Raw genomic sequence first — 14,643 nt, 5'->3', positions numbered from 1 at the left:
ATCGGGGCAAAAAGCCAGCGACCGTTTTTCAGTTGTGATTATACACGAACTCACGGAGCAATTTCGCCCCCAGGGCGGCCGCTTGCCCGTCGTCACGGTCGTTTACTTCGACGATATCGAAGCCAATTGCCTGGGGTGCAACGGCCCGAACCACCGACCGCATCGTTGTTGGGTCGAGTCCGAACGGCTCTGGCGTACCAGTCCCCGGCGCGAATCCGGGGTCGGCAGCGTCGATATCGACGCTCAAGTAAGCGTCGCCGGCGGGTGGCTCCCACTCCGCCACAGCCTCCGGCGGGACGACGGTCACGTCCTCGCCCGCAGCCCGGTCCCACTCTGCTTTCGCGCCGGCGCGTGCGCCGAGGATAATCGCCTCGTCGGCTACGTCGAGAGCGTGGCGGGTAACGGTGGCGTGGCTCAGCGGATTGCCGGCATACCATTCCCGGAGGTCGAGGTGGGCGTCGAGACAGACGAAGATATCCGGGTCGAGTGCGCGAACTCCGGCGACAGTGACCGTGTGCTCGCCGCCAAGGGTGAGTGGTAGCAGTCCGTCGTCGGCGAACTCCGAAAGCGCGCTGGCGAGAAAATCGAGGTACTCGGCGACATCGTCGGACGGATAGATATCGCCGTGGTCGTAGACTCCGCAGTCGGTGAAGTTGGTCTCAGTCTGGTGGTCGTAATCCTCGAATGGACGGGCGGCGTGGCGCAGTTCTCGCGGGCCAAACCGCGTTCCCGGTCGAAAACTCGTGGTTGCGTCAAGCGGCGCGCCGACGAGTGCGTACTCTGCCGCGTCACGGTCGGCGGCCGCTCCTGGAAACATCAGACGATCTTTCGCTGGCCCTCGAATTCGAGGAACTCGATTTCGTCGTCAGCGGCCAGCCCTTCGTCGCCGGCTTTCATCACGAAGTTGTCGTAGGTTTCCAGGTCCATGACCTGAATCTCGTCAGAGCGGACGTCGATAACCTGTCCCTGTTTGCGGTTGATGATCGGCACCCAGACCTTGGCGTCGACTGGCTGGGACAGCGAGCGCTTCTGGCTGTCGAAGACCCCCTTTGCGTCGATGCGGGCCTTGGCGCTGCCGTGTTTGCCCGGTTTGGCTGTGCTATAGGACGTAATCTTACACGGAATATCCTCGATCAGAACGTAACTTCCCTCATCGAGTTCGCGAACTTCGGTCTGCTGTTTTGCCATGTCCCGCTGTTGTCTACCTGCGAGTATAAACGGTTTGGAATCGACCGCGGCGGTCTCAGGACTCGGAGCGTTCGTCCGGGTCCGCCTCCTCAGGTGGACGTTCCTCGACCGCAATTGTGCTGGCTTCGTCGTCGGCGTGTTCGTCCTCGCCACCGGACAGCATTCCCGGCGGCGTGGCGTCGCCACCGAGTGCTTCACCGAGGCCAACAGCGTCCGGGTCGTCCTCGTCGTCGCGCTCGCGTTCACGCATCCGCTGGCGGGTGAACTGTGGCTGTGCGTTCACACCTCGGCTTTTCGTGAACGACCGATAGAGTAAGGCACCGACGATGGCCGTCGGGATAGCGGCGACAGCCACCGCGGTGAGCGTCTCGAAGATATACAGCAGCGTGACGGAGACGGCTCCGGCGGCAAACAGCATTCCAAGAATCATCCGCTTTGCCATGCGGTCGAAATACTCGTTGTCCTCTGTGAGTTCAGCCTTGACTCGGAGGTCGTTTCGCTGCATCCGGTCGAGCGTCGACTCCAGTTTCTGTGGTACGCGAAGCGAGGAACTGGCAGCGCTTCGGGCCTCTCCGGCGCGGTCAGAGACGTACTCTCGCGCGCCCTGTTCGAGATAGCCCTGGTCGCCGAGGTAGCCCGTCGCCACGTCGATAAAGTCGAAGTTGGGGTCGAGCGTGACACAGACCCCCTCGACAACTGTCGCGACCCGGAGCACGAGCGCCAGATTCGACGGCAGTCGCAGCGGGAACTCGTAGATAGTGTCCTCGACCTGTTCGATAATCTGCTGGACGCGGTACTGTTCGACCTCCTCGCCACGAACGTCTGCGATGGCAATTTCCATCACATCGGCCATCACATCTCGGTCGGCCTCCGGTGAGAGCGTCCCCATCTCGACGAGTGTATCGAGGATTGCGTCGATGTTCTGGCGCGCAACGGCAGTGTAGAAGTCGATAATCTTGTCCTGGACGAAGGGGTCGACGAAGCCACTCATCCCGAAGTCGTAGAAGATGAGCGTCCCGTCGTCTGCGACAGCGAGATTTCCGGGGTGGGGGTCAGCGTGGAAGACGCCATCTTCGACAATCATCTGCAGATAGGTCTCCTGCAGCGTCGTGGCGAGTTCGGAACGATTCAGGTGTTTCGCGTCGAGTTCGTCAATGTCGTTGATTTTTGTCCCCTCGACGTACTCCATCGTGAGAACGCGGTCGGCCGAGTGCGAGTCGATCATCCGCGGCATCCGCACGTTGTCGTTGTCCGAGAAGTTCCCGCGAATCCGCCGAAGCATCTCGCCCTCACGCTTGTAGTCCATCTCCTGATGGATCGTCTTCTCGAACTCGTCGGCAAGCGTTTCGAGCGAGAACGAACGTGCGTCCTCGACGAAGCGCATCAGAATCGGCAGCGACCATCTGATGACGCGCAGGTCGGCCTCGACGAGTTCTTCGATGCCCGGCCGACGAATCTTCACTGCGACATCCTGTCCGTCAATTCGAGCGCGGTAGACCTGTCCGAGACTCGCGCCGCTGATCGGGTCGCGGTCAAACTCCTCGAACCACTCCTCGACAGGACCGAGTTCGGCCTCGATAACCTGCTCTGCCTCGGCCCACTCGGCGGCGGGCACGTCGTCCTGAAGCTTCGAGAACTCGGCGATGTACTCCGGGGGAAGGACGTCGGGACGAGTCGAGAGCAATTGGCCGAGTTTGATGAACGTCGGGCCGAGCGTGAGCAGGGAGTTGAGCAGTTTCTTCGCACGAGACCGGCGCTGTGCGCTGGAAACCGTGCGTGACTTGCCGAAGATGAGAAAGCGACGGCGGTCCCGCAGGTAGGCGATGATGAGCGGGAAGAACTGCCAGATGACGATAACGAACCGCCAGTAGGCACGTGGATTCAACTCGACGACACCTCGAAGTCAGGCCTCGTCAACGGGAACCCGTGTCTTGTCGGTGACAGCCTGCTTGGGGATAGTGAGTTCGAGAACGCCGCGCTCGACGGTTGCCTCGGCCTCGCTCGGGTCGGCGTCCGGCGGCAGCGGGAGGTCGACATCGAGAAATAGCGAGCGCTCCTCGGAGAGAAACCGAAATTCACGGGCAACGTCCTTGCTGCGCCGGGCCTCGACGCGCAGTTTGTTGCGCTCGGCGCTGATGTCGATAGTCTCGGCTGTCGCTCCCGGAAGGTCGATGACGAGAAGATAGCCCTCCTCAGATTCCAGGATATCGGCGAACACGGCCTCTGGCAGATCACGCAACGCGTCGCGCAGCGCTGACATAGCCGACAGTATGGACGGAACGTCGTTAAACCCCCCGGTCTCGGAGGCAAACGCCGTCGTTTTACGGACTGAGCCGATATATGGGTGCAATGAGCCACGACTCGAGCGAGCGACCTGACGGCGACCTGCGGAACACCGGCATGTCTCTTCGCCACGACCGCGAGTGGGATTACGAACTCGACCGGATTACCGAGGCTGTCGCCGAACGCGACGCCGAGACTGTGGGCCTGCAGTTCCCCGAAGGACTGAAACGCCGCGGCCCGGGTGTTGCCGACGACTTGCGTACGCTGCTTCCGGACGACGTCTCCGTGATGATTTCGGGCCAGCCCTGCTACGGCGCCTGCGACCTGGATACCTACATGATGAAACGGACCGACGTGTTCGTGCACTTCGGCCACTCGCCGATGAAAGACTCCGACCGCATCATCTACGTGCCGCTGTTCTCCAACGTCGACGTCTTCCCGATTGTCGACCAGGCACTCGAGGAGGAACTCGCACCACCCGAGGAGGACCCGGACGTTGGACTGGTCACCACCGCCCAACACATGAACAAGTTCGACGAGATGCGCGACTATCTCGAAGACCGCGGCTACACCGTCCACGTCCGCCGTGGCGACGAGCGTCTCACCCACGAGGGGCAGGTGCTCGGTTGTAACTACGCCTCCGCAGATGTCGACGCCGACCAGATGCTCTACGTCGGCGGCGGCAAGTTCCACCCGCTCGGTCTGGCGATGGAACACCCCGAGAAACACGTCGTCATCGCCGACCCTGTCAACAACGCCGTCTCGGTCGCAGACACGGAGAAGTTCATGAAACAGCGCTACGCCACAGTGCACAAAGCGATGGACGCCGACAGTTGGGGTGTCATCTTCTGTACGAAAATCGGCCAAGGACGCTGGGACCAAGCAGAAGAAATCGTCGAGAACAACGAGAACGCCTACCTCATCACGATGGACGAAGTCACCCCGGACCGACTCCGGAACTTCGGCCTCGACGCATACGTGAACACTGGCTGTCCACGAATCACGACCGACGACGGCCCGCAGTTCCACAAGCCGATGCTCACTCCCGGCGAGTACAAGATTGCAATCGGTGAGGAGCCACTGGATAGTCTGGAATTCGACACGTTCCACGGCACCTGGTGAAAGCCAATCCTACTTACCACCGGCGCTCGTAGCGTCGGCAATGGGATTTCACACGTTCGACCCGGCCGAGACAGAGAGACTGGAGGACCCGACTCGCTTTCGCTTTTGCTCACGCGAGGAGTTGCTCCAGTGGCTTCCGACAGGACGCGAGCACAACCTCCTCGATATTGGGAGTGGCTCTGGGTTCTACACCGACGAAGTCGCGCCCTTCGTGGGCCACGTCGTCGCACTGGACGTGCAGGCAGAGATGCACAGACAGTATCGCGAACGCGGGATGCCCGACAACGTCGCGCCGATGACCGCAGACGCAGGAGGACTCCCCTTCGGAGACGATACCTTCGACGGCGCGTTCTCGACGATGACGTTTCACGAAAGCGCCACCAACGAGTCGATGGCAGACCTCTACCGAGTGCTGTCGCCGGGTGGCCGTGTCGTCATCGTCGACTGGTCGGCCGAGGGCAACGGCGAGGCGGGGCCGCCGCGCTCGGAGCGCTACGACCTCGACCGCGCCCGCGTCTTCCTGAGTGACGCCGGATTCACTATCGTCGAGGGCAGCGAACGCTCAGAGACGTTCGCGATTGTTGCGGAGAAGTAATTACTATCAATTATTCCAAACTCTTTTGGTATTAACGAGAGTATTCTGATGTAGATGTCGACACGAAGCCAACTCACACAACAACTGGGAGTGGTCGCGGGGTTCGACAACCCGCGGGTCGACCTGGAGCAGTACCGGACACCGCCGGAGTTGGCCTCCTATCTCGTCCACGTTGCCGACCTGCAGGACGATATCGAGGACCAGCGAGTGATTGACCTGGGCTGTGGAACGGGGATGCTGGCGCTGGCGGCAACGCTGCGTGGCCCGCGACAGGTTGTCGGCGTAGATATCGATGGGGGAGCCCTGCGGACTGCCCAGCAAAACCGCCAGCGGATTGCCGCCCGGAGTTCAGTCTCGTGGGTGCAGGCCGACGCGACGCAGATACCGCTGGCTGCAGATGGAGAGCCAACGGTCGTGATGAACCCACCGTTCGGCGCACAGGACGGCAACGAACACGCCGACCGGGCGTTTCTGGAGACGACTGCCGACCTGGCTGGCGTCTCGTACTCGATTCACAATGCGGGCAGCGCAGAGTTTGTCGAGTCCTTTGCAGACGACAACGGCGGCGAAGTGACCCACGCCTACAGCGCAGAGTTCGACCTCCCGGCGACCTTCGAGCACCACACTGAGGACTCCCAGACTATCGAGGTCGAACTGTTCCGAATCGAGTGGTGACGAAGAGGAGACGGATTTATTGGGACTTGGCTACACCTATCGGACGTGACAGCCCACGGTGACGCGGACTCGGAAGACATCGGCCCGACGGCACCCGACGAACGAATCGTCAGCCTCGACGTACTCCGAGGCTTTGCTATCTTTGGAATTCTCGTCATCAACATTCAAGACTTCGGCTATCCCTCCGCAGCGCGACTGAATCCAACCCAGTACGGCGAGTTTAGTGGGGTTGAGCTGGCTATCTGGCTCGGAAGCCACATTTTCTTCGAGCAGAAATTCATCGCGTTATTCTCGCTGATGTTCGGGGCCGGTATCGTCCTCTTTATGCAGTCAAAACAGTCGGCCAAGCGGTCAGCAACCGCCCTGCATTACCGCCGGACATTCGTCTTGCTGCTCATCGGGCTAGTCCACGCCTACGTGTTCTGGGACGGCGACATCCTGACGATTTACGCACTCTGTGGGTTCATCGCGGTGCTGTTCTGGGAGGAAAAACCGAAACAGTTGCTCGGACTTGGGGCGGTCCTCATCGCAATTCCGACATTTCTGGAGATTAGCACGGCCTTCTCTATTGGACTCTCGATGACACACGACGCCTGGACAGCAACCGACGCGGCCATCCAGTCCGAGATTCAGGCGCTGGGTGGGTCGTGGCTCGAGGGATTCGCTGTGCGCCGTGAGGCCGCGTTTCGGGCACAGACGGTACAGTTTCTCAGCTCCAGCGGCTGGCGGTACACTGGGCTAATGTTGTGGGGAATGGCCGCCTACAAGACAGGCTTGTTGACCAACAGTTGGTCGCGACAATCCTACCGACGACTCGCCCTCGGCGGTGCTGTCGTTGGGTTCAGTTTTGTCGGCGCTGGGCTCTTTACAGTCTTTCAGTACGACTGGGCCGGCGGCGCAGGGATTCTCTCGTGGGGACTGAACAACGCCGGTGCGCTGGCGATTGCGCCAGCGTATGCGAGTCTCGTGATGCTGTACTGCAAAGGCCGGAGTTCTGGCCCACTGGTCACCGTGTTCCAGGCCGTCGGCCGGACAGCGCTCAGTAACTACCTGTTTCAGACACTCGTCGCGACGACGATCTTCTACGGGTGGGGACTCGGGCTGTTCGGGCAGGTTGACCGCGTCGGGCAAGTCGGTCTCATCGTTGGTATCTGGCTGGCCCAGGGGACGCTCTCTGTACTGTGGCTCCGCCGGTTCGAGTACGGACCAGTGGAGTGGCTCTGGCGGCGCGGGACCTACGGCGACTGGCGATAATGCCAAACAGATCGAATTGTTTATACTTAGTTAGCGTCGTATCAGATCTATGTCGAAGGGCACGTCTCGGCGGACTGTACTCGCCGGTGCCGTTGTGGTCACAACCAGTCTGGCAGGCTGTCTCGGGCTTGGGAGTAATGAACAAATTGACGTAACGGTGAGCAACGCCTCGGAGACACCCGTCGATTATCGAGTCTCAATCGAGGATTTCGAGCAGTCGGGGTCGGTTGACCCCGGTGGTTCCGACCAGTACGAGGACAAACTCTCACAGCCCGGTTCCTCCACACAGTTCGAGGTCACTGCTCGGTTTGGGAAAGCCCTGAGCGCAACCAACGAGACAGAGACCAACAACGAGACGCCCGAAGAGGCGTTTGTCGAACTCGGGGCAATCGACGACACTGTCGACGTGAACGGAAGCGTGGTTGAACTTTCGGTCACGTTCTCTACCGACCGAATCATCGTTAATCCAGTGGTCGAAAGCGATTCCTGATCAGGGGCGATACTCCGCCACCTGGAGGACGGTCTGGTCGTAAACAGCCAGCAGCGCTCGGCCGTCCCGCACGAACTCGATATCACCGATAGTGACTTCCTCGCCCTCTGCCGGAACTGCCTTCGCACCGAACTTCGCTCCGTCCTTCGTGAGTACGATCTCGAAGCCACTACTCGTCGGACGAATCGTTACTGCACTCCCGTTGAGGCGGAGATTCGCAACCGCTGGATCGTCGGCGTACAACTGGGTCCGCTGGCCGTCGTGGCTGCCGACAACCTTGTAGGTTGAATTTTCGCCAGCGACGTTCCAGCCAGTCCGGCGGATTGTGACCGTTTCACGCCAGGTTGCGTCACCGAGCGCAACTGTCGTCGAGCGCTGGACCGCAAGTTGCTGTGCTGAGGCGGCAACCTCCCAGCTGTTGCGTCGCTCGCTGACAACAACCACCCCGCTTCTGGTGACCGAGGGACCACCGATTCCGGGGATTCCAACCGCGGAGATGTACTGGTCTTCCACCGACTCGGCGTACGTGATGGAGTAGTCTCGGATATCGATTGTCTCTCCGTCAGCGGTTGCAGGACCACTCTCGACCTGTACGAGATTGTATGGAACCCCTACCACAGCAAGTCCGACGACCAGCGCGAGGAGGATACCCACTGCTGCCGTGCCAGTTGTGACACCCACGGCGGGCAGGGAGTGTCCACCGCGGCCGCGTGCTGCGACGGCGACCACTGTGGCGAGAACGACGACGCCGGCGGCACCGACAGCCGTGAACAGCACGTAGGTATCGTTGCCGAGAAACCAGTAGACGGACTGGAGTGATCGACTGACAGCGAAGACCAGCGCCGCGGCGAAAACGGCGTAGTATCGCGGGTCGCGGCGTCGGTACTGCAGCAACGCGACGCCGAGGACGACTCCGACAACAAGTCCATAGAGGTGTCCCTGGACTGCGATATTCGCCCACGATGGTCGGACAAACTGCTCCTGAGACCGGGCGACGAGAAAGGGGTCAGTGAGGGCACGGTAGGCCAGTCGGACAACCCCAAGGCCAACCATGGCGAAGATGGTCCGAACCGGCGCAGTGACGAGTGTGAACCCAGCGAAGGCAAAGACAACGCCAGAGAAGCCGATGACGGCACCGGGGACGATTACACTCCCGAGAATACCGACCAGTCCGACGACCGCGACGAAGACAGCGATTCGAGCGCGTGGGTCGCCACGCCAGCCTGCTCGGGGTTGCTCGGGATAGTGTCGCCACACGTACTCCGCCAGCGGCGCGAAGGCGACAGTGCCGGTCATATTCCCGACAAGATGGCCGTCGCTGAAGTGAGCGAACGACGAGAACAGAATCCCCTGTGGATACCACAGCGACCACGACCGGAAGCCGGTGATAATTGGGCCACCCGGTCGACCGCCACCCTGTAGTCCGTAGTAGATGGCCACGACGACAGAGATGGTGATGAGCGTGCCCCACGGGACTCCATAGACGAACCGTTCGCGGGGGCCAGCGAGTAGACTCGAAAGGTCACCGAGGCGGGAGAGCACCAGCACCGAGACAGCCAGTGCGGCCGCGAGTACCACGTAGCTGCCGACGCGGAGCAGGGTCTCGTCGAGACCCAGTAGCTCACTCATTGGTCACACAGCAGGCCGGGAGCCTCTTAAGCGCTTAGCGACCGGTCGACGGGTGTCGATTACGCGTCAGGGTCGTACGGGTGGGCGATGTCGCTGGCTGGTGCGCCGACGCCAAGCACCTCGACAGGCTCCTCCGCGGACTCGGGATTGTACGGCCGGTGTGGACTTCCCGGATGGGCAACGAAAAGTTCCCCGGCGGAGAGTTCGTCCTCGCCCTCGGGCGTCTCGACGGTGAGCGTTCCCTCACGGACGGAGAACAGTTCCTCGCGCTGTTCGTGATAGTGGTAGGTTCGAGGGAGTTGCTCGCCGGGGTCGATTGTGTAGACAGCGGCGGCGAGGACACCGAGACCTGCGTCGTCGCTGACCGAGCGGCGGTCACAGGGATAGTCTGGCGTGGGTGAGAGGGCGTCAGGGTCGACGCAGTGGTAGGTTGGGTCGGAGTCAGGCGTGGGCATACTCCTCTGGATGGGCGCGAGCGTTCTGTTCCTTTCGGCGGCATCGTGGGGGAATTTCACAGACGGCAGTCGAAGCACAATCCTTAAGCGGCGACCGGAGTTACGAATGTGTAGCGGGATGGGATAGCTAGGAGATTCCGGCGGGCTCATAACCCGCAGATCGGTGGTTCAAATCCACCTCCCGCTATTTTTGATGAACTCATTCGCGGAGTCTGTCTCCGCGAAACGATGAATCGATAAATCGCTGGCGTGGTTTGAACCAGAAGACGAGTGTAGCGAGTCTTCGTGGTTCAAATCCACCTCCCGCTACTTCTTCCGAATCCAACTTCCAGCGAGGCGTTTCATCGCCGAGCGACAGTGTGGATTCGGCGAATCGCAACGAGTGGATTTGAACGAAGGAACGAAGCGTAGCGAAGTGACTGGCGTTCAAATCCACCGCCTACTGATTGTCACAGCCAGAGAATTCAAATTCTGCCAGCTAACGTGTGCGTGAACAGCCAGCATAGCAAGCGCGCGGAGCAAAAGCCTATTTTTCTCGACGGCAAAAGCTGGTGCAATGGAAGTCGCGATTATTACTGTCGGGGACGAACTACTGGCGGGGGATACGGTCAACAGCAACGGGACGTGGCTGGCCGACCAGATCGAGCAGCGAGGCGCGACCGTCGAGCGGATTCTCGCGCTCCCTGATGACCGCGCGGTCATCGCCGAGCGAGTGCGGGCCTACAGCGACACCTTCGACGCGGTCATCGCCACCGGCGGGACGGGGGGAACGCCGGACGATATCACGATGGAGGCCGTCGCCGACGCCTTCGACCGCGAGATGGTCGTCCGCGAGTCAGTGCTTGAGACGATCGAAGAGAAGATTCGCCGCTACGAGGAGGCCCGCCCAGAACTCGAACTCGATATCGATATGGAGGCTGAGGCGTCTCTGCCGGCGGAGAGTCGCCCGCTCGCGAACTCCGAAGGACTCGCGCCGGGCTGTGTCATCGAGAATGTTTACGTCATGCCCGGGATTCCGGACGAACTCAAAGCGATGTTCAAATCCGTCGAGGAAGCCTTCAGCGGCGACAGTCGGTCGATGTTTCTCTACACCGTCGAACCCGAGGGAAACATCGTCTGGGCACTCGACGAGGTCCAATCGACCTTCGACGTATCCGTGGGCTGCTATCCCGACCGTGACGCGGGCCACAACCGGCTGAAAATCACCGCCACCGACCAGGAAGCCTTAGACGGCGCAGTAGCGTGGCTGATGGAGGAAATCGACGCGAGCGAGAGCAAAGTCTCACGCGACTGGTCCTAGCGGTCTTTCAGCGCGTCGAGTTCGCCCTCCTTCTCGTTGATTTTCCGGCGGTAGGCCTCCTCGTTCTCGAAGTTTGCCGAGTCGAGCTGGGCCTCGAGCACCAGCAGTTGCATCTGGAGTTCGCGGGCCTGTTCTGCGTGTTCCTCAGGAATCCCCTCCGGCAACTCGTCGGGAAAGTCCTCGCTCATAGCTGCAGTTGGTGTCGAAGCCCCTCTGTGTTTCGCTCCGAGTCAGTCGTCATCTGCGGGCTGGCCAGCGGTGTCGGTTGCCGACGCTGAGTCGGCGAGCACACCCATCATCTCGTGGATACCGAGCACCAGCCCGGGGACGACGAACATGAAAATGTGCTCCTCGATTGGGATGCCAAACAGGTCGTACCCGGTGCGCATCGTAATCTCGAAGACGCCAACCTCCAGCGTGTACCAGTCCCAGATGTACGCAATCGGGTAGACCGCGACAATTGTTCGCAGCGCGGAGCGCAGTGCATTAGCGTAGGTCAACAGGGCAAGCGCGGCTGCGCCGAAGACGACCTCCGTCGCCAGGTAGGTGTACGGACCGAGGATGGTGATATCGGGCAGGGCAGTCCCCGACAGCGGCCGGAACCAGACAGCCACGAGCAGGAAGGCGAGAAAGACGTACGCACCGCGGATGAGCAGCATCGTCGCAATTGTCGGCCGGGCGCGGCGGGCGACGATGACGATTGAGCCAAAGGCAAGCGCCGCGACGGGTGCTGCTGGCGGAAAGAGGCCGCCGAGCGTGCCCCAGAGGACGCCGAGCAGTCCAAGCGACAGCAGCCCCACCGCGAGGCTTCGGGCTGGCGAGGGACCGAGCAGCACCGACACGGTTCGTTTGTCGATGGAGCGGTCGTAGTCGTAATCCTGCTCGTCGTCGATAATCTTCACGCCAGCGAGCGTCACGAGAAAGACCGCAGCGAAGCCGATGACCTCAGCGCTGAGCGTGCCGGTCTGGACGAGGTAGCCGCCGAGAATCGACAGCGCGATCCCGGTTGGGTAACCGAGCGTCGTCGTCACAGGATTGGTATCGAGTTGGGGGGCGTGCAGGTAGCCGATAAACCACGTCGGAATCGTGATTGCGGCCGCGGCCGGGCCAACGAAAATGCCAAGCGCGAGCGTGCAGGCTGCGAAGCCGAGGCCGGCACCGAGCAAGGCGGTTCGACAGCCCCATTCGGTCAGGGGGTGGTCGTCGTCCTCGCCGCGGCCGTAAAAGTCGATGTAGCCATCTTTGACGTGAGCGGTGTAGACGGCGAAAAACATCGCCGCCATGTGGACTGCGCCGACAGCCATCGCCACGTCGCCGGCGATAACAGCGCCGAACCACGAGGCCGCCAGCGGCGGCAGCATAAAGACAGGATGAACTTGCGAGAGCAGGGCCGCAAGTTCAGCCCGGACCCCCGACTCGTGCCGTGCGAATGCCATATTGTCTCGTCGGCCCGACGGGGATTAACAGTACCGGCGTTGCCGGCTACTCGATGACGAACATCGGGTCGCCCATGTCGACGCTCTGTCCTTCGCTAATCGCCACTTCGGCGACGGTGCCGCCGTACTCGGCGACGATGTCGTTTTCCATCTTCATCGCTTCGAGCACACAGAGCACGTCGCCCGCGCCAACCTCGTCACCCTCCGCGACGTTGACTTCGAGAATTGTGCCCTGCATCTCGGCAGAGACCGTCTCGCCCTCAGCGCTGACGCTTGCAGAGCCGGAGTCATCGTCACTCGGACCTGCACGGTCGGGAGCCTGTGAGCCGCCGCCACTGCCGCCACCCGAGCCGCTAGGGGCCTGAATCGGCGGCGCGCCGCGTTCTTCGAGTTCGACCTCAAATCGCTTGCCGTCGACTTCGACGGTGAACTCGCGCTGGGTCACCTCCTCGTCTTCGCCCGCCGAGGTTTCGGTGCCCCACTTCTCCTGGGCCTCCTCGATGCGCGAGCGGTCCATGTGCTCGTCGAGGTATTTCGTCGTGTGCATCCCGTCGACGAATCGCTCGTCGTCGAGCATCATCCGATGGAACGGGATGATGGTCACGATACCATCGATTTCGTATTCGGCGAGGGCACGTTTGGCACGGGCAATCGACTCGGTGCGGTCCTCGCCGCTGACGATGAGTTTGGCAACCATCGAGTCGTAGTCCGTGACCAGGTCATCGCCCTGTCGGAGCGCGTCGTCCATCCGAACGCCGATGCCGCCGGGCGGGTCGTACGTCTCGAGGCTCCCGCCGGTCGCTGGCGCGAACTCGTTGGCGGCGTTCTCGGCGTTGATCCGGAACTCGAAGGCGTGGCCCTCGATGTCGACGTCGTCCTGCGAGAACGAGAGTTCCTCGCCCTGGGCGATGCGGAGTTGCCACTTGACGATATCGATGCCCGTAATCTCCTCGGTGACGCAGTGTTCGACCTGAATTCGGGTGTTGACTTCGAGGAAGTAGAAGTCCGTGTCGGGGCCGAGCAGGTCGTCGGGGTCGCGGTCCGTGTCCTCTTCGACGAGGAACTCGACGGTGCCGGCATTAACGTAGTCCGCGTCGCGGACGCCCTGACGGGCAGCCTCGCCGATTTGCTCACGGAGTTCGTCCGAGAGCGCAGGCGAGGGACCTTCCTCGATGACCTTCTGGTGACGTCGCTGGAGCGAACAGTCCCGTTCGCCGAGATGGCGCACGTTGCCGTGGTGGTCCGCGACGATCTGAACCTCGACGTGGCGCGGATTTTCGAGGTAGCGCTCCAGATAGACCGAATCGTTGTCGAAGTAGGCTTCGCCCTCTCGTTTTGCGGTGTCGAGTTTGTCCTCGACCTCGTCTGGGCCGCGGACGACGGTCATCCCGCGGCCACCACCGCCACCCTCGGCTTTGATTGCGACCGGATAGCCGTACTCGTCGCCGAACTCTTTGACCTCTTCCGGGTCAGTGACGGGGTCAGTCGTCCCGGGAACAATCGGGACGCCCGCATCGCTCATGATCGTCCGGGCTTTGGTCTTTTCGCCGAGTTGTTCCATCCCCTCGCTGGACGGTCCGACCCAAGTGATTCCCTCGGTGTCTTGGACCTTCCCCGCGAAGACGGCGTTCTCTGCCAGAAACCCGTAGCCGGGGTGGATGGCGTCCGCGCCGGCGCGCTGGGCAGCGTCGATAATCGCGTCGTGGTCGAGATAGGAATCGGCCGCCCGCGCCGGGCCAACGTTGTACGCTTCGTCGGCATACCGAACGTGGCCGCCGTGTTTGTCCGCCTCGCTGTAGACTGCGACGGTGTCGATTCCGAGGTCTTCACACGCACGCATGACCCGAACCGCGATTTCGCCACGGTTCGCGACCAGTACCTTGTTGAATGTATCTTCTGTCATAGCTTAGTATCTGTCAGTTCGGCCCGCTGCACTCCAGCGGTCAGTCGGAACGGACCGGGGAACGCGCCCGGCCTCGAGTCCCACCGCTTCGAGACGACCGGCGAAGGCGAACCGCTCGCCGTCCCAGTCGTCAGCGTCCGTCTCCCTGCCAGCGTCAGCGGCCGCCGCGGCGGCTACCTGTTGATCCCTGATGTGGGCCCCCATCGCCGCCGAGATGGCCGCAGCTTCCGTCGGACTCGCGTCCGCCGGCAGTTGTAGTCGTCGCCCCTCGAGTTCTACCGATGACATCTGCTCACTCATACTCAGTCCCCCT

The 14,643-nt window shown here is 61.7% G+C and carries 16 protein-coding genes and 1 tRNA gene; 7 read left to right on the top strand and 10 right to left on the bottom strand.

Features of this window, described 5'->3' with window-relative positions:
* Window positions 1–28: 28 nt before the first annotated feature.
* From speB to ACMGFM_RS00665, 4 genes are read right to left on the bottom strand one after another with little or no spacing between them, the layout of a single operon-like run.
* Window positions 29–817 carry an agmatinase gene (gene speB, locus ACMGFM_RS00680; RefSeq protein ID WP_436900338.1) on the bottom strand — a complete coding sequence of 263 codons (789 nt, stop codon included), beginning with the start codon at window positions 815–817 and terminating at the stop codon, window positions 29–31.
* A complete protein-coding gene (locus ACMGFM_RS00675; protein WP_436900337.1) occupies window positions 817–1,188 on the bottom strand; it encodes a translation initiation factor IF-5A in 372 nt (123 codons plus the stop codon). The genes speB and ACMGFM_RS00675 overlap by 1 nt, the downstream gene beginning before the upstream one ends.
* A 55-nt stretch (window positions 1,189–1,243) precedes the next feature.
* A complete protein-coding gene (locus tag ACMGFM_RS00670) occupies window positions 1,244–3,073 on the bottom strand; it encodes an ABC1 kinase family protein (RefSeq protein ID WP_436900336.1) in 1,830 nt (609 codons plus the stop codon).
* 18 nt (window positions 3,074–3,091) lie between these two features.
* The gene (locus tag ACMGFM_RS00665; RefSeq protein ID WP_436900335.1) at window positions 3,092–3,448 is read right to left on the bottom strand and encodes an Hsp20/alpha crystallin family protein; all 357 of its coding nucleotides are present in this window, start codon (window positions 3,446–3,448) and stop codon (window positions 3,092–3,094) included.
* 89 nt (window positions 3,449–3,537) lie between these two features.
* Here ACMGFM_RS00665 and dph2 point away from each other — a divergent pair, with 89 nt between their 5' ends.
* From dph2 to ACMGFM_RS00640, 5 genes are read left to right on the top strand one after another with little or no spacing between them, the layout of a single operon-like run.
* Window positions 3,538–4,593: a diphthamide biosynthesis enzyme Dph2 gene (dph2, locus tag ACMGFM_RS00660; protein ID WP_436900334.1), complete on the top strand. Its 1,056-nt coding sequence runs from the start codon at window positions 3,538–3,540 to the stop codon at window positions 4,591–4,593.
* A gap of 40 nt (window positions 4,594–4,633) precedes the next feature.
* Window positions 4,634–5,188: a class I SAM-dependent methyltransferase gene (locus tag ACMGFM_RS00655; protein WP_436900333.1), complete on the top strand. Its 555-nt coding sequence runs from the start codon at window positions 4,634–4,636 to the stop codon at window positions 5,186–5,188.
* 54 nt (window positions 5,189–5,242) lie between these two features.
* Entirely contained in the window at window positions 5,243–5,863 is a 621-nt protein-coding gene (locus tag ACMGFM_RS00650; protein ID WP_436900332.1) for an METTL5 family protein, read from the top strand.
* A 45-nt stretch (window positions 5,864–5,908) separates the two neighbouring features.
* On the top strand, window positions 5,909–7,117 hold the full coding sequence (locus ACMGFM_RS00645; protein WP_436900331.1) for a DUF418 domain-containing protein: 1,209 nt from the start codon (window positions 5,909–5,911) through the stop codon (window positions 7,115–7,117).
* 49 nt (window positions 7,118–7,166) lie between these two features.
* Entirely contained in the window at window positions 7,167–7,607 is a 441-nt protein-coding gene (locus tag ACMGFM_RS00640; protein ID WP_436900330.1) for a hypothetical protein, read from the top strand.
* Here ACMGFM_RS00640 and ACMGFM_RS00635 read toward each other — a convergent pair whose 3' ends face one another.
* Window positions 7,608–9,236 carry a rhomboid family intramembrane serine protease gene (locus ACMGFM_RS00635; RefSeq protein WP_436900329.1) on the bottom strand — a complete coding sequence of 543 codons (1,629 nt, stop codon included), beginning with the start codon at window positions 9,234–9,236 and terminating at the stop codon, window positions 7,608–7,610. It abuts the gene before it with no gap.
* Between the two features lie 59 nt (window positions 9,237–9,295).
* On the bottom strand, window positions 9,296–9,691 hold the full coding sequence (locus ACMGFM_RS00630) for a cupin domain-containing protein (RefSeq protein ID WP_436900328.1): 396 nt from the start codon (window positions 9,689–9,691) through the stop codon (window positions 9,296–9,298).
* A 112-nt stretch (window positions 9,692–9,803) separates the two neighbouring features.
* Between ACMGFM_RS00630 and ACMGFM_RS00625 the strand changes: the two genes are divergently transcribed.
* Together ACMGFM_RS00625 and ACMGFM_RS00620 are read left to right on the top strand one after the other, a co-directional pair.
* Window positions 9,804–9,878 (top strand) — tRNA-Met (locus ACMGFM_RS00625).
* Window positions 9,879–10,247: 369 nt separating this feature from the next.
* On the top strand, window positions 10,248–10,991 hold the full coding sequence (locus tag ACMGFM_RS00620; protein ID WP_436900327.1) for a competence/damage-inducible protein A: 744 nt from the start codon (window positions 10,248–10,250) through the stop codon (window positions 10,989–10,991).
* Here the strand turns inward: ACMGFM_RS00620 and ACMGFM_RS00615 are convergent.
* The 4 genes from ACMGFM_RS00615 to ACMGFM_RS00600 are packed head-to-tail and all read right to left on the bottom strand — an operon-like array spanning window position 10,988 to window position 14,630.
* Entirely contained in the window at window positions 10,988–11,179 is a 192-nt protein-coding gene (locus ACMGFM_RS00615) for a hypothetical protein (protein WP_436900326.1), read from the bottom strand. The two genes, ACMGFM_RS00620 and ACMGFM_RS00615, sit on opposite strands and share 4 nt — an antisense overlap.
* A 42-nt stretch (window positions 11,180–11,221) precedes the next feature.
* Entirely contained in the window at window positions 11,222–12,427 is a 1,206-nt protein-coding gene (locus tag ACMGFM_RS00610) for a UbiA family prenyltransferase (RefSeq protein ID WP_436900325.1), read from the bottom strand.
* Between the two features lie 46 nt (window positions 12,428–12,473).
* Window positions 12,474–14,330, bottom strand: coding sequence for an acetyl-CoA carboxylase biotin carboxylase subunit (locus ACMGFM_RS00605; protein WP_436900324.1), 1,857 nt, complete (start codon window positions 14,328–14,330; stop codon window positions 12,474–12,476).
* Window positions 14,331–14,333: 3 nt separating this feature from the next.
* Window positions 14,334–14,630: a DUF8022 family protein gene (locus ACMGFM_RS00600; protein ID WP_436900323.1), complete on the bottom strand. Its 297-nt coding sequence runs from the start codon at window positions 14,628–14,630 to the stop codon at window positions 14,334–14,336.
* Window positions 14,631–14,643 lie beyond the last annotated feature (13 nt).

Source organism: Halovenus halobia, from assembly GCF_051414135.1.
In the GTDB taxonomy this organism is placed as follows: Archaea; Halobacteriota; Halobacteria; order Halobacteriales; family Haloarculaceae; genus Halovenus; species Halovenus halobia.
This window is presented reverse-complemented; position numbering and strand designations above follow the sequence as displayed.

Bases quoted from the DNA above. Each gene is read 5' to 3' on its own strand.
- speB (WP_436900338.1), bottom strand. From the start codon at position 817: ATGTTTCCAGGAGCGGCCGCCGACCGTGACGCGGCAGAGTACGCACTC.
- ACMGFM_RS00675 (WP_436900337.1), bottom strand. From the start codon at position 1,188: ATGGCAAAACAGCAGACCGAAGTTCGCGAACTCGATGAGGGAAGTTAC.
- ACMGFM_RS00665 (WP_436900335.1), bottom strand. From the start codon at position 3,448: ATGTCAGCGCTGCGCGACGCGTTGCGTGATCTGCCAGAGGCCGTGTTC.
- dph2 (WP_436900334.1), top strand. From the start codon at position 3,538: ATGAGCCACGACTCGAGCGAGCGACCTGACGGCGACCTGCGGAACACC.
- ACMGFM_RS00655 (WP_436900333.1), top strand. From the start codon at position 4,634: ATGGGATTTCACACGTTCGACCCGGCCGAGACAGAGAGACTGGAGGAC.
- ACMGFM_RS00650 (WP_436900332.1), top strand. From the start codon at position 5,243: ATGTCGACACGAAGCCAACTCACACAACAACTGGGAGTGGTCGCGGGG.
- ACMGFM_RS00640 (WP_436900330.1), top strand. From the start codon at position 7,167: ATGTCGAAGGGCACGTCTCGGCGGACTGTACTCGCCGGTGCCGTTGTG.
- ACMGFM_RS00635 (WP_436900329.1), bottom strand. From the start codon at position 9,236: ATGAGTGAGCTACTGGGTCTCGACGAGACCCTGCTCCGCGTCGGCAGC.
- ACMGFM_RS00630 (WP_436900328.1), bottom strand. From the start codon at position 9,691: ATGCCCACGCCTGACTCCGACCCAACCTACCACTGCGTCGACCCTGAC.
- ACMGFM_RS00620 (WP_436900327.1), top strand. From the start codon at position 10,248: ATGGAAGTCGCGATTATTACTGTCGGGGACGAACTACTGGCGGGGGAT.
- ACMGFM_RS00615 (WP_436900326.1), bottom strand. From the start codon at position 11,179: ATGAGCGAGGACTTTCCCGACGAGTTGCCGGAGGGGATTCCTGAGGAA.
- ACMGFM_RS00610 (WP_436900325.1), bottom strand. From the start codon at position 12,427: ATGGCATTCGCACGGCACGAGTCGGGGGTCCGGGCTGAACTTGCGGCC.
- ACMGFM_RS00605 (WP_436900324.1), bottom strand. From the start codon at position 14,330: ATGACAGAAGATACATTCAACAAGGTACTGGTCGCGAACCGTGGCGAA.
- ACMGFM_RS00600 (WP_436900323.1), bottom strand. From the start codon at position 14,630: ATGAGTGAGCAGATGTCATCGGTAGAACTCGAGGGGCGACGACTACAA.